This is a genomic window from Agromyces cavernae, assembly GCF_021044935.1.
GTDB classification, from domain to species: Bacteria; Actinomycetota; Actinomycetes; order Actinomycetales; family Microbacteriaceae; genus Agromyces; species Agromyces cavernae.
In genome coordinates, this window is sequence record NZ_JAJNMP010000002.1 from 1,027,216 (window position 1) to 1,050,630 (window position 23,415).

The 23,415-nt window shown below is 70.4% G+C and carries 23 protein-coding genes and 1 tRNA gene; 5 read left to right on the plus strand and 19 right to left on the minus strand.

Features of this window, described 5'->3' with window-relative positions:
• Positions 1-127 precede the first annotated feature (127 nt).
• The 4 genes from LQ757_RS10795 to LQ757_RS10810 are packed head-to-tail and all read right to left on the minus strand — an operon-like array spanning position 128 to position 4,609.
• On the minus strand, positions 128-1,498 hold the full coding sequence (locus tag LQ757_RS10795; RefSeq protein WP_231047203.1) for a D-arabinono-1,4-lactone oxidase: 1,371 nt from the start codon (positions 1,496-1,498) through the stop codon (positions 128-130).
• Positions 1,495-2,742, minus strand: coding sequence for an amino acid deaminase/aldolase (locus tag LQ757_RS10800; RefSeq protein WP_231047204.1), 1,248 nt, complete (start codon positions 2,740-2,742; stop codon positions 1,495-1,497). The genes LQ757_RS10795 and LQ757_RS10800 overlap by 4 nt, the downstream gene beginning before the upstream one ends.
• On the minus strand, positions 2,742-4,016 hold the full coding sequence (locus LQ757_RS10805) for an MFS transporter (RefSeq protein WP_231047205.1): 1,275 nt from the start codon (positions 4,014-4,016) through the stop codon (positions 2,742-2,744). Before LQ757_RS10805 ends, LQ757_RS10800 begins: the two co-directional genes overlap by 1 nt.
• A complete protein-coding gene (locus LQ757_RS10810) occupies positions 4,013-4,609 on the minus strand; it encodes a TetR/AcrR family transcriptional regulator (protein WP_231047206.1) in 597 nt (198 codons plus the stop codon). Before LQ757_RS10810 ends, LQ757_RS10805 begins: the two co-directional genes overlap by 4 nt.
• Positions 4,610-4,695: 86 nt before the next feature.
• Here LQ757_RS10810 and LQ757_RS10815 point away from each other — a divergent pair, with 86 nt between their 5' ends.
• On the plus strand, positions 4,696-5,622 hold the full coding sequence (locus tag LQ757_RS10815) for a Ppx/GppA phosphatase family protein (RefSeq protein ID WP_231047207.1): 927 nt from the start codon (positions 4,696-4,698) through the stop codon (positions 5,620-5,622).
• 8 nt (positions 5,623-5,630) lie between these two features.
• Here the strand turns inward: LQ757_RS10815 and LQ757_RS10820 are convergent, their stop codons facing one another.
• The gene (locus tag LQ757_RS10820) at positions 5,631-6,428 is read right to left on the minus strand and encodes a thioesterase family protein (RefSeq protein ID WP_231047208.1); all 798 of its coding nucleotides are present in this window, start codon (positions 6,426-6,428) and stop codon (positions 5,631-5,633) included.
• Positions 6,425-7,129: an RraA family protein gene (locus LQ757_RS10825; protein WP_231047209.1), complete on the minus strand. Its 705-nt coding sequence runs from the start codon at positions 7,127-7,129 to the stop codon at positions 6,425-6,427. The genes LQ757_RS10820 and LQ757_RS10825 overlap by 4 nt, the downstream gene beginning before the upstream one ends.
• 107 nt (positions 7,130-7,236) lie before the next feature.
• Between LQ757_RS10825 and LQ757_RS10830 the strand changes: the two genes are divergently transcribed.
• Positions 7,237-7,608: an Lrp/AsnC family transcriptional regulator gene (locus LQ757_RS10830; RefSeq protein WP_231047210.1), complete on the plus strand. Its 372-nt coding sequence runs from the start codon at positions 7,237-7,239 to the stop codon at positions 7,606-7,608.
• A 93-nt stretch (positions 7,609-7,701) separates the two neighbouring features.
• Here LQ757_RS10830 and LQ757_RS10835 read toward each other — a convergent pair whose 3' ends face one another.
• From LQ757_RS10835 to hisS, 10 genes are all read right to left on the minus strand, one after another.
• Positions 7,702-7,998: a Dabb family protein gene (locus LQ757_RS10835; protein ID WP_231047211.1), complete on the minus strand. Its 297-nt coding sequence runs from the start codon at positions 7,996-7,998 to the stop codon at positions 7,702-7,704.
• A gap of 120 nt (positions 7,999-8,118) precedes the next feature.
• Positions 8,119-8,192 (minus strand) — tRNA-Leu (locus LQ757_RS10840).
• Between the two features lie 34 nt (positions 8,193-8,226).
• Positions 8,227-9,720, minus strand: a complete 1,494-nt coding sequence (locus tag LQ757_RS10845; protein WP_231047212.1) for an NAD(P)/FAD-dependent oxidoreductase — start codon at positions 9,718-9,720, stop codon at positions 8,227-8,229.
• A gap of 35 nt (positions 9,721-9,755) precedes the next feature.
• Entirely contained in the window at positions 9,756-11,045 is a 1,290-nt protein-coding gene (locus tag LQ757_RS10850) for a S8 family serine peptidase (RefSeq protein ID WP_231047213.1), read from the minus strand.
• On the minus strand, positions 11,042-11,605 hold the full coding sequence (locus LQ757_RS10855) for a DUF501 domain-containing protein (RefSeq protein WP_231047214.1): 564 nt from the start codon (positions 11,603-11,605) through the stop codon (positions 11,042-11,044). The genes LQ757_RS10850 and LQ757_RS10855 overlap by 4 nt, the downstream gene beginning before the upstream one ends.
• Positions 11,602-12,171, minus strand: a complete 570-nt coding sequence (locus LQ757_RS10860) for an FtsB family cell division protein (RefSeq protein ID WP_231047215.1) — start codon at positions 12,169-12,171, stop codon at positions 11,602-11,604. The genes LQ757_RS10855 and LQ757_RS10860 overlap by 4 nt, the downstream gene beginning before the upstream one ends.
• 77 nt (positions 12,172-12,248) lie before the next feature.
• Positions 12,249-13,529: a phosphopyruvate hydratase gene (gene eno / locus LQ757_RS10865; protein WP_231047216.1), complete on the minus strand. Its 1,281-nt coding sequence runs from the start codon at positions 13,527-13,529 to the stop codon at positions 12,249-12,251.
• 188 nt (positions 13,530-13,717) lie between these two features.
• Positions 13,718-14,683, minus strand: coding sequence for a putative endonuclease domain-containing protein (locus LQ757_RS10870; RefSeq protein ID WP_231047217.1), 966 nt, complete (start codon positions 14,681-14,683; stop codon positions 13,718-13,720).
• Between the two features lie 151 nt (positions 14,684-14,834).
• Entirely contained in the window at positions 14,835-15,989 is a 1,155-nt protein-coding gene (locus tag LQ757_RS10875; protein ID WP_231047218.1) for a glycosyltransferase family 4 protein, read from the minus strand.
• Positions 15,990-16,017: 28 nt separating this feature from the next.
• The gene (hisS, locus tag LQ757_RS10880) at positions 16,018-17,280 is read right to left on the minus strand and encodes a histidine--tRNA ligase (RefSeq protein ID WP_231047219.1); all 1,263 of its coding nucleotides are present in this window, start codon (positions 17,278-17,280) and stop codon (positions 16,018-16,020) included.
• A 126-nt stretch (positions 17,281-17,406) separates the two neighbouring features.
• Between hisS and LQ757_RS10885 the strand changes: the two genes are divergently transcribed.
• Both LQ757_RS10885 and LQ757_RS10890 read left to right on the plus strand, forming a co-directional pair.
• Positions 17,407-18,327, plus strand: coding sequence for an ABC transporter ATP-binding protein (locus tag LQ757_RS10885; RefSeq protein ID WP_231047220.1), 921 nt, complete (start codon positions 17,407-17,409; stop codon positions 18,325-18,327).
• The gene (locus LQ757_RS10890) at positions 18,324-19,406 is read left to right on the plus strand and encodes an ABC transporter permease (protein ID WP_231047221.1); all 1,083 of its coding nucleotides are present in this window, start codon (positions 18,324-18,326) and stop codon (positions 19,404-19,406) included. The genes LQ757_RS10885 and LQ757_RS10890 overlap by 4 nt, the downstream gene beginning before the upstream one ends.
• A gap of 113 nt (positions 19,407-19,519) precedes the next feature.
• On the opposite strand, the gene LQ757_RS10895 is transcribed toward LQ757_RS10890, so the two are convergent.
• Positions 19,520-20,053, minus strand: a complete 534-nt coding sequence (locus tag LQ757_RS10895) for a ferritin (RefSeq protein ID WP_231047222.1) — start codon at positions 20,051-20,053, stop codon at positions 19,520-19,522.
• Entirely contained in the window at positions 20,050-20,793 is a 744-nt protein-coding gene (locus LQ757_RS10900) for a nucleoside triphosphate pyrophosphohydrolase (RefSeq protein ID WP_231047223.1), read from the minus strand. Before LQ757_RS10900 ends, LQ757_RS10895 begins: the two co-directional genes overlap by 4 nt.
• A 152-nt stretch (positions 20,794-20,945) precedes the next feature.
• On the opposite strand from LQ757_RS10900, the gene LQ757_RS10905 reads away from it, so the two are divergent.
• On the plus strand, positions 20,946-22,148 hold the full coding sequence (locus tag LQ757_RS10905; protein WP_231047224.1) for a Na+/H+ antiporter NhaA: 1,203 nt from the start codon (positions 20,946-20,948) through the stop codon (positions 22,146-22,148).
• 50 nt (positions 22,149-22,198) lie between these two features.
• On the opposite strand, the gene LQ757_RS19400 is transcribed toward LQ757_RS10905, so the two are convergent.
• Entirely contained in the window at positions 22,199-23,392 is a 1,194-nt protein-coding gene (locus LQ757_RS19400; RefSeq protein WP_231047225.1) for a cytochrome P450, read from the minus strand.
• Positions 23,393-23,415 lie beyond the last annotated feature (23 nt).

A 23,415-nucleotide genomic window follows, 5' to 3' on the forward strand; every position in this document is an offset into this window, starting at 1 on the left:
ACGCCGTCGGGGCCCGGGCCGTCCGGGCTCACGCCGTCAGGCCCGCGCCGAACGTTCTGGGGGTGCTTTCGCGCCATGTCGGACGCGATTCACCGGCAAATGTGGCGGGAAAGCGCCCCCGGAATGCTCAGGCGCCGACCGTGCCCGACACCGCGCCGGGCCGTTGTCCGTCGCCCACTCCCCCGAGCACGCGCTCGAGGTAGGCGTTGACGAACCGGCCGTCGGGGTCGAGTTCGTCGCGCACGCGCAGGAAGTCGTCGAAGCGGGGGTACACCTCGCGGAGCGACTCGGCCGTCTGGGTGTGCAGCTTGCCCCAGTGGGGCCGGCCGCCGAAGCCCCGCATGATCGCCTCGACGCCCGCGAAGTACTCGCGATGGTCTTCGCGGAAGTAGCGGTGCACGGCGATGTACCCGCTGTCGCGGCCGTACGCCGTCGAGAGCCAGTTGTCGTCGGATGCCGCGGCACGGACCTCGATCGGAAAGCTCACCCGCGACCCCGACCGCTCGATGAGCTCGCGCACCTCGCGGAACGCCTCGGGAACGGCCTCGAGCGGGATCGCGTACTCCATCTCGCGGAACCGCACGGCACGGTGCGTGGTGAAGACGGCCGGTGCGAAGTCGGCGAAGTCCCGGTCGCCCGTGTGCTTCGTGGCGGAGTCGACCAGTCGGGCGAGCGGCGGCGTGAGACCGGGCGCGAGCCGGCCCGCGGCGCAGATGCCTCGGTACAGCCCGTTGGCGAGCACCTCGTCGTCGAGCCACCGCGACACGCGGCTCAGCGGGTTGCGTGCCGCGTCGCCCGGCAGCCGGGTGTTGGTCTTGGTGAGCGCCGTGGCGGTGTGCGGGAACCAGTAGAACTCGAAGTGGTCGGCGTCGCGCACGCGACGCTGCCAGTCGTCGAGCACGTCGTCGAGCGGCTCGGGCTTCTCGACGGCATGCAGCACGAACCGCGGCACGAGCTGCAGGGTCACCTCGACGAGCACGCCGAGCGCGCCGAGGCCGAGGCGCACGGCCGGCAGCAGTTCGGGCCGCACGGTCTCGCTCACGGTGAGCAGCTCCCCCGCGCCGGTGACGAGCTTCGCGGCGACGATCTGCGTCGCGAGCCCGCCGAAGCCGAGGCCGGTGCCGTGCGTGCCGGTCGAGGTCGCGCCCGCGATCGTCTGGCGGTCGATGTCGCCCATGTTCTGCAGGGCGAGGCCGTAGGGGGCGAGCAGCGCGGGCAACTGGTGCAGCCGAGTGCCGGCGGCGAGGGTCACCCGGCCGGTCGCGACATCCGCATCGATCACACCCGAGAGGTCGGTGAGGTCGAGCTGCACTCCGGGCGCCACGGCGATGCCCGTGAAGCTGTGCCCCGACCCCACGGGCTTGATGCGAAGATCGGATGCCGCGGCGGCCTGCACGGCCCGCTGCACGGCCTCGGCCGTGGCCGGGCGCTCGACCCGCACCGGCCGCACGGCCTCGGTGCGAGCCCAGTTGCGCCACATCGCTCCGGTCGCGGTCACAGGAAGGCCTTCCCTTCTCCTCGATACGTCGGGACGGTCTCGACGACCTCGTCGCCGTCGACGACCGCGAACTCGTTCAGGTGCTCGGCGAGCTCGCCCGACTTCGTGTGCCGGAACCAGACGCGATCGCCCGGTGCGAGCCGTCGCGCCGCGCTGCCCGAGACCGGAGTCTGCACCTCGCCCGCCATCTCGCGCGGCTCCATGCGAAGGCCCTCGGGCCACACGATGCGGGGCAGCCGGTCGGCTGCGGGCGGGCCCGAGGCGATCCATCCGCCGCCGAGGATCGTCGCATGCACCGGGCCGGGCCGCCGCACGACGTCGAGCGCGAACGCCGCAGCGGGGGCGGGCGTGAACTGCTCGTAGCCATCGAACAGGTGGCCGCCGAAGATGCCCGATCCCGCCGCGATCTCGGTGATCGACGGGTCTGCCGAGGTGCGCTCGAGCGAGCCCGTGCCGCCGCCGTTGACGAACTCGAGTTCCGTGTGCTCGCGGACCGCCGCCACGGCGCGTGAGCGACGCTCGACGAGCTCGGGCATCGAGCGCGACTGCATCCACCTGTTCACCGCGCCGTCGACCGGGCGCCCCTCGGGCCGGTTCACCACCCCGGCGATCTGCGCCTCGTACGACATCAGCCCGACGAGGTCGAAGCCGGGTCGCGCGACCACGTATGCCGCGAGAGCGCCCGCGTCGGCGGGGTCGTGCACGGGCGAGCGACGCACGCCGAGGTGCCCGAGCAGGGGGGCGTCCCACGATGCGTCGAGCTCGAGGCAGACGCGGATGGGCTCGCGGGCACGGGGCGGAAGCACGCTGTCGATGAGGTCGAGCTGCGCGGGTGAGTCGATCATGAGGGTGATACGGCGGGCGAGTTCGGCATCGGTCGCGAGCCGGCGGATGCTTCCCAGTTCGGCCGTGGGATACCCGACGACGAGGTCGTCGACGGTGTCGGCCAGCCACAGCGCCTCGGCGAGGGTGTAGGCGAGCACTCCGCGGTAGCCGGGCAGGCGCAGCAGCGCCTCGACGACCTCGCGAACGCGCAACGACTTCGACGCCACGCGGATGGGCATGCCGTTCGCACGGCGCAGCATGTCGAGCGCGTTGTGCCGCAGCGCGCCGAGGTGCAGGGCGCCGACCGGCGCGTCGAGATGCCGTGTCGCCTCGGTGAGGGCCGGCCAGTACTCCTCGGGCGACGTCCAGGTCGCGGCATCCGCTGCCGGAATGCCGCGCTTGCGCAGGTCGAGTGCCATCAGCGCACGCTCCTGACCCGCGCGACGGCGAAGGCGCCGGCGAACGAGAACGCGGCCCCGAGCAGGAAGACGAGCATGAACGAGCCCGAGACCACGACTGCCGCGGCGCCGATCATCGGCGCGACGGCCTGCGGCACGGCCGAGGCGATGTTCATGATGCCGAGGTCCTTGCCGCGCGAGGCCGCGTCGGGCAGGACCTGTGTCGCGAGCGCCTGGTCGACCGACAGGAAGCATCCGTAGCCGAGGCCGAGGAGACCGGCGCCGACCATGGCGACGGTGAGGTCGGGGAAGAGCCCGAGCAGCAGCGCGGCGAGGCCCTGCAGGGCCGATGCGACGAAGACGAACATCTTGCGACGACCGAGGCGATCGGAGAGCTTGCCGAGCAGGAGCGAGGCCAGGATCACGAACACCATGTAGATGAGCGTCAGCACGATGAGGTCGTCTTCGGCGTTCTCGTCGTCGAGCTGGAACATCAGGAAGTACAGCAGCAGGCTCGTGCCGAGCGCGTTGCCGACCGAGACGAGCACGCGGCTGAGCAGCGTCCAGCCGAAGTCGGGGTGTTTGCGGGGGCTGATCCAGAATCCGGCGAGGATGCTCTTGGCCGTGACGCGTTCGCGTTCGCTCAGTGCGAGCGGCTGGTCGGCGCGCGTGAGGAACGGGATGGCGAGCACGAGGAGGATCGCGGCGAGCAGGACATAACCGAGCGACGCGTCGGTCACGAGTTCGGTCACGAGCACGAGGCCCACGATGATGCCGACGGCCTGCGGTGCCGACATCCAGCCCGAGACGAACCCGCGCTGGTTCACGGGCACCTGGTCGGAGATCGTCGCGGTGAGGGCGGCCGTCATGATGCAGAACCCGACGGATGCCGCGACCCACGTCGCCCCGATGGCCCAGATCTCGGTCTGGGCGCCGAGCGTGACGAGCGAGAGCCCGAAGACCACCGCCCCGATCGCGATCCACGGGCGGCGGCGGCCGAAGCGCGACGTCGTGCGGTCGGAGAGGGCACCGGTGAGCGGGTACGCGATGATCGTCGCGATCGCGGCGACGCCCGAGATCATGCCGAACGCGACGACGCTGTCGACCCAGTTCTCGGGGTGGAGCTGCGCGTCGATCTGTGCGGGCAGCAGCAGCTGTACCGGCGTGAGCTGGGCCATCCAGATGCCGAACCAGACCGTCGTGAACGAGGCGATCCAGCCGGCGCCGACTCGGCGCGTCGGTTCGGCGAGCGCACTCGTCGCGGCATCCGTCAGGGGCAGATCGGCACGCGTCATCGGGTGTCGGCCATTCTCGTGAGGGCGTCGGCGGCAGCGGCTGCGACCGCGCGGGCGGCATCGTCGTCTCGATCGACGAGCCAGGTGAGGGTGAGTCCGTCGGTGAACGCGACGAGCACGCGGGCGACCCGGTCGACCGGGGATCGCCACCGCACGCCCGAATGCTCCGCGGCCACGTCGAGCGCATGAGCCGCGAGCTCGGTGTAGCGCGCATACTGTGCCGCGGCGAGCGGATGGCGCTCGGGCGACCGCAGCGCGTACTGGGTGAGCTCGAGCATCGCCTGCTCGTGCTCGGGATCGGCGCGCAGGTGCTCGAAATAGCGCAGCAGTCCGGCCTCGAGGATCTCGTGCAGCGTCTGCCCCGGGATCAGATCGGGCAGCACCGCCTGCTGCTCGCGGCTGATCACCGTCGTGATGAGCTCGTCGACGAGCTCGTCGCGCGACGCGAAGGCGTAGTGGAAGCTCGCGAGAGACATCCCCGCCTCGGCGACGATCGCCCGGGTCGTGGCCTGGGCGAGGCCGTTCCGCGAGACGACCCGCAGCGCCGCATCGATCAGCGCCGCACGCCGCTCGGTCGCGGGGATTCGGGTCACGGTGCTCCTCTCGACGCCGGTGCCGACCGAAGTGGGACAGTTGTCCCAGTCGGATCAGTATGCACGAAAACGGCTACGCTCGCAGTATGCGCCTCGGTGTTCTCGACGTCGGATCCAACACCGTGCACCTCCTCGTGGTCGACGCCCATCGCGGCGCGCGGCCGATCCCGATGTCGTCGCACAAGTCGGTGCTGCGCCTCATGCGCTACCTCGAGCCCGACGGCGCGATCAGCGAAGAGGGCGTGGCGGCGATCATCTCAGCAGTCGGCGACGCAGCGGCGATCGCGCGCGAGTCCGGCCTCGACGAGTTCCTCCCCTTCGCGACCTCGGCCATCCGCGAGGCCGCCAACGGCGAGGAGGTGCTCGACCGCGTCGCACGCGAGACCGACGTCGAACTGCAGGTGCTCCCCGGCGAAGACGAGGCGAACCTGACGTTCCTCGCCGTGCGGCGCTGGTACGGCTGGTCGGCCGACAACATCCTGCTCTTCGATATCGGCGGCGGCTCGCTCGAGCTCACGCAGGGCGTCGACGAGGTGCCCGACGTCGCACGCTCGGTCCCCCTCGGCGCGGGTCGCTCGACGGTCGAGTTCCTGCCCGACGACCCGCCCTCCGAAGACCAGGTCGCCCGCCTGCGCGCGCACGCGCGCGAACTGCTCGCCGCCGAGGTCGGCGCCTTCCGCCACCTGCCCTCACCCGACCACGTCGTCGGCTCCTCGAAGACCATCCGCTCGCTCGCGCGGCTTGCGGGCCACATCGCCGAGGGCGTCGGATCGAGCGATCGCTACGTGCTCACGCGCCGCGGCCTCGACGACTGGACCCCGCGCCTCGCCAAGATCCCGGCCGACTCACGACCCGCCCTGCCCGGCATCACCGCCGACCGCACGTTCCAGATCGTCGCGGGCGCGGTCGTGCTCTCCGAGGCCATGCGCGCGTTCGACGTGCGAGAACTCGAGGTGTCGCCGTGGGCGCTGCGTGAAGGACTCATCCTGCGGCGCCTCGACATCATGGAGTGACGAGCTGATCACGGCCTCGGCGGTCGCCGGCCGGGCCTCACCGTGAGGACCTGGTTCGCGAAGCCGACGGGGCCGGCGACGTCGTGGAGCACCGTGCTCGTCACACCCTGCCCGGAGGGACCGAACGTGGTCGTGGTGTCCAGGCCGACCCAGTGCCCGCCCGGCTGACGGTGCAGGTGGATGGTCAGGTCCATGTTGGGGAACATCCATTCATCGGGACGCTCCCGCGCACCGAGGCCGTTGGCGATGTCGATGAGCGCGACGTACGAGGCGAGCGGGCTCGCGACTTCACCGGCGACGAGGTCGACCGCGGTCGTCACCCATGCGGTGGCGCGGCCGGGCTGCAGCGGACGGACCGGGCGGACCTCGAGCGACGCGACGAAACCTCCGGGCCACATCGAGCTCATCTGCCACCGCGCGAGGGTGTCGGGCTCGGCGAGCGGATCGGGTCCGCCGCCGGCGACGGACGTCGTGTCGGTCTCGGTCAGGTACCAGGCGTGCGCGCGGGCAACGTCGCGCCCTGCGATGCGCACGATGGCGTCGACGAGCTCGATGGTGCGGCCGCCTCGCGCGGTGGTGACGACGATCTCGCACTCGTCTGACGAGAGGCGTCCGAGGATGTCGAAGCTGATCCGGCCGAGCAGCATGCCGTTCTCGGGGCTGCCCGCCCGATGCCGTTCGATCGCGTGCACGATGAGACCACCCAGTGGGCTGAAGTGCAGTTCGGTCGGGTCCCATCCGCCGCCGGTATGGGCGGTGGGCCGGAACCGCCGCTCATCCACACGCTCGAAGTAGGCCTCGTTCATTCCTCGATGGCCCCACCGATGGAACGGAGGTGCTGACGGAAGGTCGTGCCGTCGCGATCCCTCGCCGCCAGGAACTCGGTGAACCGGGCCTGCTCGCGGAAGCCGGTACCGAGGTTCATGCGGGCGGCCTGATGGCGTTCGGTGTCGCGGATCGTGGTCGCGAGTGCGGCGATCTCGGCGGCGCGGTCGAAGGGCAGGAAGAGCACACCGTCGTCGTCGCCGAGCACGAAGTCCTCCGCGGTCACCGTGTGCATGCCGAACCTGGCGGCGGTGAGCGCGTCGGCCTCCTGGTCGTCGAGGCGTTGCGGGCCGCCGGGCAGCGTGCCCCGGCTGAAGACGGGCAGCCGGATGTCGCGAAGCTCACGCGAGTCGCGGTGCAGGCCCCAGATCACGATGCCCGCCAGCCCGGCATTCCGGGCCTCCAATGCGACGAGATCACCCACGCACGCCTCGTCCTCCCGGCCGGCGTTGTCGACGACGAGCACATCGCCCGGCTCGGACCGCTCGAAGGCCTCGAGGAACACGTCGACGCTGCCGACATGACGTGCCGGCCGGGCGCGTCCGACGACATGCGTGTTCAGCCAGATCGGGCGGATGCCTGCGGGAGCCTGACGGACCGGAATCCCCAGGCGCATGATGGCGTCGGCGACATGCGGGGTCGTGAGGTCCAGGTAGGTGCGTTGCAGTTCGACGGCGTCCATGATTCTCCTCAGTGGGCTGGGGTCGGAACAGGTGGGTTCAATCTTGCTCCTACGCCATCGCCGGCTGGGTGGCGTGGATCAGTTGCTCGACCAGCAGGACCGCACCGATGCCGAGCGTTTCTCCATGCCACCGTCGGCTGAAGGCACTCGAGCACGCCGGAGTCATCAGCGGATACCACGCGCACCTCGACCCGAGCACGGTGGGTCTCAACTTCGAGACCCTCGTGTTCGTGACCATGCACGCCGCCGACCGCACGACCGTGGACGCGTTCGAGCAAGCCGTCACGGAGATCCCGCAGATTCTTCAGGCACAGCGGCTCTTCGGTGACCCCGACTACCTCCTGCGTGTCATCGCGAAGGATCTGCCGCTTTCCAGCAGTTGTACGACGAACGCATTCGCCACGCTCCCGGGCGTGCAGCGCCTCAGTTCCACCCTCGTCATGAAGAGCGTCGTCGAAGACCGGCCGCTTCCCATCTGACCGGGTTCCACGGGTCGTGAAGCAGCAGCAGGCGTCGCACTCTCGGGGTGCCCCTCCGGAGGAGAGTCTGAGCACGGCGGCCCAGCCAGCCGGTCAGCGGTCGATGAAGTCGTACTCCTGGAACGCGGCGACTTCGGGCACCCAACGCTCAGCGACGAAGGCGACGTGCGCGGGGTGCGCGTCGTAGGCACGGTACGCCTGTTCGTCGGCGAACACCATCGAGAACTGCAGTGTCAGGTCGCTCTTCGCACTCACTTGATCGCGGATGCGGAAATCCTGTACTCCGGGGATGCCGGTGAGGATCTCCCGCGCGTCGACGAGGAACGCGTCGTACTCCGTGCTCCCCTTCTCGTGATTCAGGCGGAAGACGACGGTGTGCGCGAGAGACATTCCCCCAGCGTACTGAGTGCGAGTCGGCAGCGGCAGGCGTTTGCCGGGCTGCGAACGCAGAAAAGGCTCGAACCCCAGCCCTGCGATTCCTCGGGCCGAGGTTCGAACCTTGTGCCCGGGTGCTCCCGCTGGGATTCGAACCCAGACTGAGGCGAGTTTAAGTCGCCTGCCTCTGCCGATTGGGCTACGGGAGCGCGGCGCCGCACGGTGGCGGCGCCGCGACCCACACTACTTCGCGGCGACGGGCTGCGCGGCGACGACCTTCGCGGCGGCTGAGCCCGCGGACTTGGTCTCGGTCGTCTCGCCGGCATGCGGCTCGAGCGCCGCCTTCGCCTTGGGCTCGGCCTTCTTGGGCGCGGATGCCGCGGGGGCGGCCTTCGGCTGCGGTGCAGCCTCGGCTGCGAGCTTCGGCCGAGCGGCGAACGCCTCGAACTGCGCACGCGGCTGCTGCACCGCGGTGAGCGAGACGATGTCGCGACCGAGCCAGAAGTTGTTCCACCAGCCCCAGAACACGCGGAACTTGCGCTCCCAGCTGGGCATCGCGAGGCCGTGGTAGCCGCGGTGGGCGAACCAGGCGATGAGGCCCTTCAGCGCGATGTTGCCCGACTGGAACACGCCCGAGCCGATGCCGAGACCGGCGACCGCGCCGAGGTTCTTGTGGAAGTACTCCTTCGGCTCCTCACCGCGCAGCACGGCCACGATGTTCTTCGCGAGCAGCTTGCCCTGACGCACGGCGTGCTGTGCGTTCGGCACGCAGTAGCCGCCGACGCCGCCGCCCGTGAGGTCGGGAACCGCGGCGATGTCGCCCGCAGCCCACGCGTCGGCCACCCAGTCGTCTTCGTCGCCGACGCGCAGGTCGGCACGGGTCAGGATGCGGCCGCGCTCTTCGACGGGAAGGTCGCTCGAGCGCACGATGGCCGGGTTGGCCATGACACCCGCCGTCCACACGATGAGGTCGGACTCGAAGCTCTCGCCCGTCGACAGCTCGATGTTGCCGTCGACCGCGCTCGTGAGCTGCGTGTCGAGGTGGATCTCGGCGCCACGCTGTGCGAGGTGCTTGATGACCCAGTGGCTGGTCGGCAGCGAGACCTCGGGCATGATGCGACCCATGGCCTCGATGAGGTGGAAGTGCGTGTCGTCGAAGGTCAGCTGCGGGTAGAACTCGAGCAGCGAGCTCGCGAAGGAGCGCAGCTCGGCGAACACCTCGATGCCTGCGAAGCCGCCGCCGACGACGACGAACGTGAGCAGTCGATCGCGCTCGGGCCCGGCCGGGAGGTTGGCCGCCTTGTCGAAGTTGGTGAGCACGCGGTCGCGGATGGCGACGGCCTCTTCGATCGACTTCAGGCCGATGGCGTTGTCGGCGATGCCCGGGATCGGGAACGTGCGCGAGACGGCACCGCCGGTGACGACGATCACGTCGTACTCGAAGTCCCACGGCTCACCGAGCTCGGGGGTGATCGTCGCGGTCTTCGCCGCGTGGTCGATGCGCGTGACCTTGGCGGTGATGACGCTCGTCTTCTTGAGATGACGACGCTGCGAGACGACGGAGTGTCGCGGCTCGATCGACCCTGCAGCCACCTCGGGAAGGAACGGCTGGTAGGTCATGTACGGGAGCGGGTCGACGATCGTGACCTCGGCCTCGCCGGGTCGCAGCCACTTCTCGAGCTTCCACGCGGTGTAGAACCCGGCATAGCCGCCACCGACAATGAGAATCTTGGGCACGGTGAAATGGACTCCTCGTTTGCTTGAACGTGCGATCACTGTTCGCGATTGCGGACAGTCCGCCTGAGATGCCGAGTGGCGCCGATGCCCAACAGCGCACCTATCGTACCAAATCCAGCGACCAGCGAGAGCGGGACCGTGATATATGCGAGCGTCCACGGTGTCGGGAGCAGCGTGTTCGTCGCATCGTCTTCGGGCAGCGGCGGGTCGGCGATCGGTACGATCTCGGGTGTCTCGGCCGAGGGAGCCGGGGTATCGCTCGTCGCGCGCCGGTGCAGGGTGATCCAGTCGGTGAGGAGTTCGAGAGGGGTGACCTCGGCAGGATCGACCTCGGACTCCAGCGCCGCGACCGGGTCGATGAGGCCGTATCCGTAGAGCGGGCTGGGTACTTCATGCCCGTTGGGATCAGCGGTCTGGGTGACGCGTTCGATGACGTCGGCGGCATCGAGTTCGGGGTACTCCGAGCGCACGAGTGCGACGAGCCCCGAGACGAGCGGGGCCGCGCCGCTCGTGCCGCTCCAGATCGCGACCCGCCCGTCGGGTTGCACGCCGACGAGGTCTTCGCTCGGCGCCGCGACCGCGATCGAGATGCCCTGCGAGCTCGCGTCGAAGCTCGCGTTCTTCTCCTTGTCGACGCCCGCGACCGTCAGCACGCCGGGGATCGTCGCCGGGGCGCCGACCTCGCTCGTGCCGCTCCCCCGGTTGCCGGCGGCCGCGACCACGACCACGTCGTTCTCGAAGGCGTACGTGAACGCGTCGTCCCAGCTCTCGGGCCAGTCGCGGGTGTTGCGGGTGAGCGACATGTTGATGACGTCGGCGCCGTTGTCGACCGCCCAGCGCACGCCCTCGGCGATCTGCTCGTCATTCGTCTTCTCGGCACCGGTGTCCTGGCCGAACGCGACCGAGACGGCGAGCAGTTCGGCCTCGGGCGCCACGCCGATCACGCCGCTGCCCTCACCCGTGCCCCTCCCGGCGAGCAGCGAGGCGACCATCGTGCCGTGCGCGCTGTCGTCGGGGTCGCCCACGGGTGTCTGACCGTCGGGCGTACCGAGGCCCGAGACATCCGTGCCGCCGGTGACGACGCCGCGCAGTTCGGCGACGTTGCCGTTCACGCCCGTGTCGATGACGGCAACGGTGACGCCCTCGCCGCGCGAGGTGTTCCACGCGGTCGTGAAGCCGTAGTCGCCCAGCCAGTACTCGTAGTCGCGCACCGTGTCGGCGTGCGCAGGAGCGGCTCCGGCGAACACGATCGCGCCCATCGCGGCGACCGCGGCGGCGATGCGCGCTGTGCGCCCGAGGGAACGGATGCGTTCTGGCCGGGTCATCCGCTCAGCTCTTCGGATGTCTCATCGAGCGCCGCCTCGGCGGGCTCGTCGACCCCGTAGTCGGGGCACTGGCACACCTCGGGCGACCACGACGAGCGCTCGAGCGCGAGGTCGCCGATGGGATTCGCGCCCGGCCCCGCCGCGAGGGAGTGCGCGGCGAGCGCATGCAGGCACTTGACCCGCGTCGGCATGCCGCCCGCCGAGATGCCGGCGATCTCGGCGACGTCGCCGAACAGGCCGCGATCGGTCAGGAAGTCGCCGTGCGCACGCCGGTAGGCGGTCCGCAGGTCGGCGTCGCCTGCCAGCAGCTCGGTGCACTCGACCATGAGCTGCGCCGCCTCGAGGAACGACATGGCGGCCGTCGCGACCGGGTGCGAGAGGTAGTAGAACGTCGGGAACGGGGTGCCGTCGGCCAGCCGCGGCGCCGTCGCGACCACGGTCGGCGCGCCGCACACGCACCGGGCGGGGATGCCGACCACGTCGCGGGGGCGGCGGCCGAGCTGCGCGGTGACGATGCGCAGGTCGCGCTCGGACACCGGCCCGAAGGGCGGGCGGGTCATCGTTCGCCCGATTCGGTCGCGGCAGGCGCGAGCCCCGCGGTCATCACGGAGTCGAGCAGCGTGCGCATCCAGTCGCCCTTCGTTTCGGTCACTTCGGCCGAGACCTCGGTTGCGGCATCCGCCGTCGTCCCCGCCGCCCGGTCGTCGATGACGAGGTAACTCACCTCGCCCGGCATCACGTAATAGAGCCGCTCACGTGCCTGCGTCACGATGAACGTCTCGTCGTTCCAGCGCTCGCGCTCGTCGCGCAGCCGCTGCACCTCCTCCTCCTGTGCGGAGACGGCGGCGCGAAGCTCCGCGATCTGCTGCCGCTGTTGCGCGAACGCCGTGATCGACGGCGCGAGCACCACGACGGCGAGCACGAGTATTCCCATCATGATGAGCGAGAAACCTGAGAATCGGATGCCCCGGAGCCATCCCGCGCGTGCGGCCTCGGTCGCGCCGCCCGTCGTCGTGCGCGGCGCGGGCCGCCGTTCGGCCGCAGCCGGCGGCTTTCGACCGCGCGGCGGCCGGGAGCCGGCCGGGTTCGCCGGTCGACGGGGTGCGCGGCCGGAATCGCCGTTCATCACCCCTCCTCATCGCCGACCGGGAAACCACGACGGGGGTGGCCACCCGGCCACCCCCGTCGCTGTCAGCTACGCGATCACGCCGTGAAGCGAGGGAACGCCGTGCGGCCGGCGTACACCGCGGCCTCACCGAGCTCTTCTTCGATCCTCAGAAGCTGATTGTACTTGGCGACGCGTTCCGACCGGGCGGGCGCGCCCGTCTTGATCTGACCCGCGTTCGTCGCGACCGCGAGGTCGGCGATGGTCGTGTCCTCGGTCTCGCCCGAGCGGTGCGAGAGCACCGCCGTGTAGCCGGAGCGCTGCGCGAGCGAGACGGCGTCGAGGGTCTCGGTGAGCGTGCCGATCTGGTTGACCTTCACGAGGATCGAGTTGCCGGCGCGCTTGCCGATGCCGTCGGCGAGGCGGGCGGGGTTCGTGACGAACAGGTCGTCGCCGACGAGCTGGAGCTTCTGGCCGAGCTCGGTGGTGAGCTGCGTCCAGCCCTCCCAGTCGTCTTCGGCGAGCGGGTCCTCGATCGAGATGAGCGGGTATGCGGCGGCGAGCTCGGCGTAGTAGGCGCTCATCTCGGCCGAGGTGCGGTCCTGACCCTCGAAGCGGTAGACGCCGTTCTCGAAGAACTCGGTCGCCGCGACGTCGAGGCCGAGCGCGATGTCGGTGCCGAGCGTGAAGCCCGCCTGGCCGACGGCCTCGGAGATGAAGTCGAGCGCGGCGCGGTTGTGCTCGAAGTCGGGCGCGAATCCGCCCTCGTCGCCGAGGCCCGTCGAGAGGCCCTTCGACTTCAGCAGGCTCTTGAGCGCGTGGTAGGTCTCGACGCCCCAGCGCAGGCCCTCGGAGTAGCTCGGCGCGCCGATCGGCAGCACCATGAACTCCTGGATGTCGACGCCGGTGTCGGCGTGGGCACCGCCGTTGATGATGTTCATCATCGGCACGGGCAGGACGTGCGCGTTCGGGCCGCCGAGGTAGCGGAACAGCGGCAGGTCGGCCGAGTCGGCCGCGGCCTTCGCGACGGCGAGGCTGACACCCAGGATGGCGTTCGCGCCGAGGCGGCCCTTGTTGTCGGAGCCGTCGGCGTCGATGAGTGCGGCGTCGACGAGGCGCTGGTCGCTCGCGTCGAGGTCTTCGATGGCGGGGCCGAGGTCGTCGAGCACGGCGTCGACGGCCTTCTGCACGCCCTTGCCGAGGTAGCGATCCTTGTCGCCGTCGCGCAGCTCGTACGCCTCGAAGGCGCCGGTCGACGCACCCGAGGGCACCGCCGCGCGGGCCAGCGTGCCGTCGTCGAGGAGCACCTCGACCTCGACGGTCGGGTTGCCACGAGAATCGAGAATCTCGCGCGCGCCTACTGCTTCGATGAATGCCACAGTGAACTCCTCTGTGATGGGGGTGACTGGTGGACGACTCCGTCGTGATCCGCGTCACAGTCTAGTAATGCTCACGAGTGCCGCTCGGCCACGTGACATCCGCTCGCATTGCGCTGCGTATTCACGACCCGCGCGGCCCACCCGAGCCCATGCAGACGGCGATCCGGCGCAGAATGCCCACTCGCGAGTCACCCGTGGGCGGTTTGCGACGGTTCGCCGCTACCGAGCGATGCGAGGCGGCGTTCGGCGAGGCGGATGACGCTCCTCACGCGCGCGATGAATGCCGCACGATCGACGAACAGGTCGTCGGACGTGACTCGGATCACGATCCATCCGGCTGCCTCGAAGTCGCCCTTGCGGGCAAGGTCCTGCTTCCAGCGCCGACGGTCGGTGCGGTGACCGTCGCCTTCGTACTCGAACAGGATGCGCACGTCGCGCCACTTCAGATCTGGATGGAGCACCCGCCCGTCGCCCACGATGGTCGCATTGTTGACGAGCGGCTCGGGCAGTCCGGCATCGATCAGGCAGAGTCTCGTGAGGGTCTCGGGGCGGGAGTCGACACCCGTGCGTATCAGCGGGAGAGCCGAAGCAAGTCGACGCGCGCTACGGCGTCGCCCCCACCGCTGCACGGCGATCGCCAGCTGAGCGTGTGTCGCGAGCGGGTCTGAGCGTCGGCCACCCGAGCGCCGCCGTCCGCCGACGATCGCATCGCCGAGGGCCACGAGGTCGTCGCGCCCCAGGGAGCCGGCAAGCTGGCACCACGCGAGTGTCGCAGGCACGATCGGGTGCACGTCGAGAAGCACCGATTCGAACGGTTCGGATGCCTCGTGCCCGACCACGCCGCGTGCACGTGCCCGCGCGACACCCGGCTGCGAGATGATGTGGAGCTCAGGTGTCGAAGCGGGAAGCGGGAGGCCGAGGAGCTCTGCTGCGGTCGAGTGGCTGAACGCGTCGCCCGGACGCAACAGCGGCGCGTACGCGAGAGCACGGTCGGAGATGCTCGTCAGGTCGAGCCCGACGGAGCGGACGCCCGTGAACGGTCGTTGCAGGTCGCGGCCGCGCAGCCGCTTCGGCGTCACTCCGTGGAACTCCGTCTCGTGCACGTGGAACGCCACGCCGTCGAGGTGCGACGGGAGTGGCTGTCGAGCTGGCATCCGCCTACTGTGCCGCGTACGCGCCAGGCGGGTTCATGGCTGTCCACAATGCGCCATCAGCGTCGAGTCGATCCGTCGCGGATCGCCCATTCCGGTCAGGTTGAAGGGCCATGCGCGACGGATCGCGGAACACTGTGAGGTCGGCGTCTGCTCAGTCGACCGAGCGCACGAGCTGCTCCAATTGCCCCGCCGCGCGCGACCAGTCCAGCTCGACTGCGCGCGCCCGACACGCTTCGGCGGTACGGCGGAGAAGATCGGGGTCGCCGGCGAGGTCGCCGAGCGCCGCCGCGAGGGCGGCGGCATCGCCCGGAGGGACGAGGATCCCGGCGCCGCGAACCGTCTCGGGGATGCCTCCGATGTCGGACGCGACCACCGCGGCGCCCGCCGCCATGCCCTCGAGCGCCGTGAGCGCGAACGGCTCGCGCCACGTCGACGGGACGACCACGATGTCGGATTCGCCGAGGATGCGCACGACCTGCTCGCGCGGGACGAACGGCGTGAACTGCACGCGATCGCCGAGGGGCTCGGCCGCCCGCCTGAGCTCGCGCTCGAAGTCCGTGAGCGCCGCACTCGAATCGAATCCGTCCGATCCGACGATCCGCAGCCGCAGATCGTGTCGGTCGAGGCGTCGGAACGCGTCGATCACGACGCCGGCACCCTTCTCGCGCAGCATCCGGCCGACGAACGCCACCTCGAGCAGCCGGCCGTCGTCGCGCCTCGGCGCACGCTGGAACACCCCGGTGTCGACGCCGTTGTGCACGACCACGACTCGCGCGTGCATCGACGACGGCAGGTGCTCCTTCATCTCGTCGGCGAGCGACCTGCTCACGCAGACGATGAACCGGGCGTGGCGCAGCACCCGACCCGACTCCGCGCGGGAATACGAGCGCAGCAGGTTGTTGTGCGCGTAGAGCACGGGCACGTGCCGCCGGTGATCGACGAGCGGGATCGCCTGCGGCGCATTGTGGCAGAACACCACCGAGGGCGACCACGAGGCCTGGCCGGCAAACGCCGGCCGGAACGTGCGCCGGACCACCGGCCGCGGCATGCCGAGCAGGGCGAGTGCCGTATCGACGACCCTCCGCGGTGCGACCCGCTCGAGCGGCCACGCCGGCGCCTGCTCGTACTCGATCGCCCGGGCGCTCGGGTACCGGTCGGGGTAGGTGCCCCGGGCGACGAGGACCGACGGCTCGGGAGTCCCGGCGGCACGCGCCCGGCTCAGCCCGTGCACGACCGTGGGAATGGCGCTGCCGGTGCTCGGCGAGAAGTGATCACCGGGTGTGATCAGGTGGATGATCTCGCGCACCGCGCTCCTTCGGCCGAGCGGGTGACGTTCAGGCGGCGAGCTCGCGGAACGAGAGCGAGGCGGCGTCGGTCGTGTCGGGGGTCACTGGTGCCCACGCGTCGAAGCCGTCGGCGGTGACCCGATCGAGGAGGCCGCGCACGTTCTTGACGCGGCGCTCGAGGCGCACGCGCGTGCCGCCCGCGATGAGCTCGTCCTTGAGCCCGAGCAGGGTCGAGGCCGGGACATCGGGGTCGTGGACGAGGACGACCGCGCGGGGGCGCGAGTGATCGCGGATGGCGAGCAGGTCGACGATGCGCTCGAATCCGATCGAGAAGCCGCACGCGGGAACCTCCTGCCCGAGGAAGCGACCGATCATGTGGTCGTAGCGCCCCCCGCCGCCGAGCGAGTACCCGAATTCGGGGTGCGCGATCTCGAAGATCGTGCCCGTGTAGTAGCCCATGCCGCGCACGAGCGTGGGGTCGAACTCGATCGCGGCGTCGGGCAGGGCGGCGCGCAGCGCGAGCAGGTCGGCGTACGCGGCCTGATCGAGCCAGGCGGGCGGGGGAACCACGCCATCGTGCAGGCGCCAGTTCGCCGCGGTGAGCGCCTCGAGCTCGGCTGCGACATCCGCTTGCTCGACGCCGAGTTCGGCGAGCTCGGCCGCGACTCCCCCGGTGCCGATCTTGTCGAGCTTGTCGATCGTGATGAGGGCGCGCTCGCGCAGCTCGTCGGGAACCCCCCAGGAGCCCAGGATGCCCGCGAGGATGCGCCGGTCGTTGATGCGGATCGTGCAGCCGCCGAGACCCAGCGCGTCGAGCGTCGCGACGGTCGCCGTGAGCAGCTCGAGCTCGGCGAGCTGCCCGGCGTCGCCGATGATGTCGATGTCGCACTGCACGAACTGGCGGTACCGACCCTTCTGCGGGCGTTCGGCACGCCACACCGGGGCGATCTGGATGGCCCGGAACACGGGCGGCAGCGCAGCCCGGTGCGTCGCGTAGAACCGGGCGAGCGGAACCGTGAGGTCGTAGCGCAGGCCGAGGTCGGCGAGCGAGAGGGCGTCGCCGGATGCCGCTGCCGCGGCCAGATCGTCGGGCGTGAGGCCGCGCTTCATGACGGCGAACGCGAGCTTCTCGTTGTCGCCGCCGAGACCGGCGTGCAGCCGTGACGAGTCCTCCATGACGGGCGTCTCGATCTCATCGAAGCCGTGCGCAGCGTAGACGCCGCGGATCACGCCGAGGGCGTGCTCGCGCCGGGCCTTCTCGGCGGGGAGGAAGTCGCGCATGCCGCGCGGAGGAGTGACGGATGCGGCCATGCCGATCATTCTTCCAGCACGCGGACGGGCGCGCGCGCACCGCGGCGCCCGCGGCTCAGTGGTTCCCCGGTGCCGACGCGTCGCTCCGCGCCCCTAGACTGCGACGAGCAGCGAACGGGAGGCAGTGTGAAGGGGATCACGGTCGAGGGCGTCGCCCGGTCGTTCGGCGAGGTGCACGCCGTGCGCAGCGCGACGTTCGACGTCGCGCCGGGACAAGTGGCAGGCCTCATCGGGCCCAACGGCGCGGGCAAGACGACCCTGCTGCTCATGCTCGCGTCGCTGCTCGCACCCGACGCGGGGTCGATCCGCATTGCGGGATACGACCCGGTCACCGAGCCGCACCAGGTTCGGCGGCGCATGGGCTGGATGCCCGACGCGCTCGGATCGTGGCCCTCGCTCACCGTGCGAGCCGCCCTCACCACGAGCGGGCGCATGTACGGCATGAGCTCCGATGCGGCATCCGATCGCGCAGCCGACCTCATCGCGCTCGTCGATCTCGACGCGCTCGCCGACCAGCCCGCACGCGTGCTCTCCCGCGGGCAGAAGCAGCGACTCAGCCTCGCGCGCGCCCTCGTGCACGATCCCGAGGTGCTGCTGCTCGACGAACCCGCCTCGGGCCTCGACCCGGCGGCGCGCGCCTCGCTGCGCGAACTCGTGCGACGGCTCGCCGGCGACGGGAAGACCGTGCTCGTGTCGAGCCACGTGCTCGCCGAGCTCGAGGAGATGGCCGACACCGCCGTATACCTCGCGGAGGGCGTCACCGCGGCACCCGACGACGTGGCGCGAGCCGGCCAGACTGCCAGGGGCTGGCGCATCAGGTCGCTCGACGCCGAACGACTCGGCGCCGCGCTCGAGGCCGCGGGATTCGGCGCCGTCGCCGTCGTCGAACGCTTCGGCGCGGTCGTGCCGCTCGCGAGTGAAGCCGACGCCGCCCAGCTGCTCGCCCACCTCGTGGGCGTCGGCGTGCCGATCTCGTCGTTCGCGCCTGCCGTGGGCGATCTCGAGCACGTGTTCCACGACCTGAACCGCCAGGGAGGCGAGGCATGAGCGGGTTCCTTCGCGGCATGTGGCTCATCGTCACGCTCGACCTGAGGCAGCGTGTGCGCGGAGTCGCGTGGTACGTACTGCTCGGCGTGTTCGTGCTGCTCGTGAGCCTCGTCACCGTGCTGACGGTGATCGCATCGAACGCGTGGGACACCGGCGGCGGCGCCGTCTTCTCGGGCGTCGTGTTCTTCGTCCTGCTGCTCGGCACCCTCGTGTCACCCGCACTGTCGGGCAACGCCATCAACGGCGAGCGCGACGCGGGCACCCTCGCGACGACCCAGGTGACGCTCATCACGACGGCGCAGCTCGTGATCGGCAAGTGGCTCGCGGCCTGGCTGACCGCGCTCGCGTTCCTCGCGGCATCGGTGCCGTTCCTCGTGTTCGGCATCGTGCTGGGGCAGATCTCAGCGGCGACGATCGTGATCTCGGTGCTCGTGCTCGCGGTCGAGCTCGCCGTCATCGCCGCCGTCGGCGTCGGACTCTCGGGCGTGCTCTCCCGCCCGCTGTTCTCGGTGGTCGTGACGTACCTGGTCGTCGCCGCGCTGTCAGTCGGCACGCTCATCGCCTTCGGGCTCGGCGGCGCGTCGATCCAGTCGAACGTGCGGCAGACCCTCATCGCGGTCGACTACCAGGCGCTCGATGAGAACGGCCTCCCGCCCGAGAGCGGCGAGGTGCCGTGCCTGACGCCTACGGTGAACACCTACCAGACGCCGCGGTTCGACGCCGTGTGGGGCTTCCTCGCGGCCAACCCGTACGTGGTCGTCGCCGACGCCTCGCCGATCACGTTCGACGAGCTCGGGTCGCCGCGCGACCTGTTCGGATGGATCGCCGTCGGGGTTCGGCAGGCGCAGCACGCTCCGGACCTCGAGCCCGTCTCCGACGAGTGCTCGACGTTCAAGCCCGACGGGTTGTGGCAGGACTCCGACTACGAGAGCCCCCAGGAGGTCTACGACCGGTCGGTGCCGTCGTGGTTCGTGGGATTCGCGATCCACCTGCTGCTCGGCGCGGGAGCGCTCGCGTGGGCGTGGCGGCGCTCGGACGTGCCCGTGCGTCGCCTTCCCGCGGGCAGTCGCATCGCCTGAGGGCGGCCGGGCCTTCGACCCGGCCCGAACCACAATTCGATCCGTCAGGAAACGCACCGAGACCGGTCGAGTCGAGCGTTTTCCGACGGATCGAATCCCTGGGCGCGGGCGACCTACAACGCGCCGCCCGCGGCCTCGGGCGCACCGGCCTCGACGCCGCCGTCGCCGATGCGCTCGCGGGCGACGAAGTTCTCGATGTCGAAGAGGTTGTCGCCCGCGCGCTTGGCGATCGTGAGCAGCGTGTCCATCGACGAGACCTCTTCGACCTGCTCCTTGAGGAACCAGAGCATCGCCTGCTCGCCGAGCGCATCGCCCTCGGCCCGGGCGGCCTTGAAGAGCGCCTCGATCTGCCCGGTGACCTCCTTCTCTTGGGCGAGGGCGAGCTCGAGCGGCTCGACGACGCTCGAGAAGTCGTTGCGCACTGCGGGGACGCCGGGGATGGTGACGCCGAGATGGCGGTCCATGCGGTACTGCACGAGCATCATCGCGTGATTGCGCTCTTCGACCGACTGCCGGTAGAAGTGCGCCGCGAGCTGCGGCAGGTCGTGCTCGTCGAACCATGCGGCGATCGCGATGTACTGCTGCGATGCCGCGAACTCGTTGCCGATCTGCGTGGACAGGAGGTCGTTGAAGGAGTCGCCGCTCATGCCTCGACGCTACTCGCCTGCTCTGTGCGACGCACCTGGTCTTCGAGATCGCGCACGGCACCGCGCAGCGCGCGTTCGGCGTCGAGCCCCTGCGCGCGGGCCGACGCGACGATCTCGAGCAGCATTCGCCCCAGTTCTGGCTCGGTCGCCGGCGCGACGGCGGGCGACGCGCCCGCCACGGCTCCGCTCGTCGCCGGGACATCCGCCGCCGTCACGTTCACCTTCTCGGCCTTGTCGAGCACCTTGCGCGCGAGCGCGAGCGCCGGCATGCCGCGCGGCACACCGTCGAGCACGCTCGTGCGGTGCGGTTTCTCGTCTTTCTTGAGGTCTTCCCAGAACGCGACGACGTCGGCGGCAGTGTGCGCCTCACGATCGCCGAAGACATGCGGATGCCGCGACACCATCTTCGCCGTCATGTGACGAGCCACGTCGTCGATGTCGAAGGCTTCACCCGGGGTGTGCCACGCGATGTCGGCGTGGAAGAGCACCTGGTAGAGCACGTCGCCGAGCTCCTCGATCATCTCGGCGCGATCACCGGTCTCGATGGCGTCGATGAGCTCCCAGCACTCCTCGACGAGGTACTGCACGAGGCTCTCGTGGGTCTGGTCGGCATCCCAGGGGCATCCGCCCGGCGCTCGCAGCAGCGCGACGGTCTCGATCAGCTCGTCGAGACCCCCGTGAGGGCCCGCCCCGACCTCGTACCGCCCGGCCGCGATGCGCCCCGCCTCGATCTCGCTCACTCCGTCAGCCTAACTGCGCCGATCGTGAGCCGAATAGGATGGCAGAGGAGTGCCGGGAAGTCTGGTCGGCCGACGAGCGATCGTCGTCAGTGTTTTCCGACGTCATGACGCGGCCCGCCCGCCGCCAGTGCGCGACTTCCGACAGGGGTCCCATGAACTTCCTCCGCTCCGAGCGCTGGGCCGCCGCCCTGCTGCTGATCGCCGCCGTGCTCGGCCTCGTCGTCGCGAACCTCCCGTTCGGCGCAGCGGTCGTGGCGGTGAAGAACGACCACATCGACCTCGCCTGGCTCGGTCTCGACCTCTCGCTCGGCCATTGGATCAGCGACGGGCTGCTCGCGATCTTCTTCTTCATCGTCGCCGTCGAGTTGAAGCGCGAGCTCGTGATCGGCGAGCTCAACAGCCCGTCGAAGGCGCTGCTGCCCGCGATCGCGGCCGTCGGCGGGGTCGTCGTGCCGGCGCTCATCTACATCGGGTTCACGGCGGGCACCGAGACGGTCGACGGCTGGCCGGTTCCCACGGCGACCGACATCGCCTTCGCGCTCGGCGTGCTCGCGATGTTCGGCACCTGGATCCCGACGCGCGTGCGCGTGTTCCTGCTCGCGCTCGCGGTGCTCGACGACCTCATCGCGATCATCATCATCGCATTCTTCTTCACGAGCGACGCCGACCTCGGCGCGCTCGGCTTCGCGGGGATCGCCATCGCGCTGTTCGGCGCCGTGAGCAGGCTGATGAAGCCGCGGTCGAACTGGATCCTCTCGCGCCGACCGCAGTGGCCGGTCAATGCCGTGCTCATCCTGCTCGGCGTCATCGCGTGGTACTTCGTGTACCAGTCGGGCGTGCACGCGACCATCGCGGGCGTCGCCCTCGGCCTCGTGATGGCCCGACGCCCGGGCGGCCGGGCGGTGCACGCGCTCGAGCCGTGGTCGAACGGCGTCATCCTGCCGCTGTTCGCCTTCTCGGCGGCGATGGTCGTCGTGCCCCAGGTTCGCCCGAGCGAACTCGATCCGGCGTTCTGGGGCATCTTCATCGCCCTGCCCGTGGGAAAGATCATCGGCATCACCCTCGCGGGCGGGCTCGGCGGCCTCGTCGCGCGCCGCCGATCGGGCACGCCGCTCACGTTCGTCGACCTGGTCGTGGTCGGCGCCCTCGGCGGCATCGGGTTCACCGTGTCGCTGCTCATGAACGAGCTCGCATTCGCGGAACTGCCCGAGGTTGCCGACGAGGGAACGCTCGCGGTGCTGCTCGGCTCGGGCGTCGCAATGGTCGCCTCGGCGATCTTCGTGAGCCTGCGCTCGGCGCACTACCGACGTCGCGGCCACACGCAGCCGGGCGTGGGCGGAGCATTCTCGCGGTGAACCGCGCGGCGCGCTGGTCCGCGCGGCGCTTAACCGCACCCGCCGCCGCGTCAGGCGTCGGGCGTGAACCGGAGCGGGAAGCGCACTGGGCCCGTGTTGCCCGAGACGGGGAGCCATTCGCCGGGGCCGTCGGCTGCGACATCCGGCATCCGCTGCGCCAGCAGAGGAAGGGCGACGCTCATGTCGGTGCGTGCCACGAAGTGGCCGAGGCAGTGGTGGACCCCGCCGCCGAAGCCGCTGTGCAGGGGCCGGTCGTCGTAGGCGATGTCGAACGGCACGTGCTCGCCCATCGCCCGCGGGTCGGTGCCGATCGCGTGCGAGAGCACCTGGACGATGCCGCCCTTGGGGATGTGCAGCGCGTTCAGGTCGACGTCGTCGATCGCCTCGCGCGTGACCCACGTGACGGTGGGATTGACCCGCATGACCTCCTCGACCGCGCGGGCGCCGAGCTCGGGTCGCTCGGCGAGCAGCGCCCACTGGTCGGGGTGCGCGAGGAAGGTCTGCATGGCGAGGCCGAGCTGGTTGCGCGTCGTCTCCATGCCCGCGAACGCGAGGAACACCAGGGCCGAGCTGAGCTCGCGACGGCTCAGCGCGTCGCCCTCCTCGTGGGCGGCGATGAGCGTGGTCACGAGGTCGTCGCGCGGGTGGGCCTGTCGATCGGCGATCACCGCTTCGATGTAGCCCGTCAGGCCGTCGAGCGCGGCCTCGATGCGCGGGAGGTCGCGACGCACATTGATGCCGAACGACTTGCCGAGATCGTCGGCCCAGTGTGCGACCTGCGGCCACTCGTCGTCGGGAAGGCCGAGCAGCAGGCAGAGGATGCGCGACGAGTACGGCTCGGCGAACTCGCTCACGAACTCGACCGTGCCGCGCGGCGCGAATTCGTCGATCAGGTCGTTCGCGAGCGCCTGGAACTGCGGGCGCATCGCCTCGATCGTCTTGCTGCGGAAGGCGGGGCCGAGCAGGCGCCGAAGCCTGAGGTGGTCGTCGCCCTCGATGCTGAGGAGCGTGTGCTGCCACCACTCGCGCCACGGTCCGTCGTGGATGCCGTTCTGGTCGGGCCAACGGCCGTTGCCCTGCTGGAAGCGCCGGTCCTTGAGGAGTGCGGTGCCCTCGTCGTACCGCAGGATGGCCCACCCGTACGGGGTCTTCGCGTACCAGCTGTCGACCTGCGCGCCGTGGACGGCGTCGCTGGTCACGTCGAACGTCGAGTCGGCGAGGTCGAGGAAGGGAGTACCGGTCACACGCGGAGTCTACGGCCGTGCGC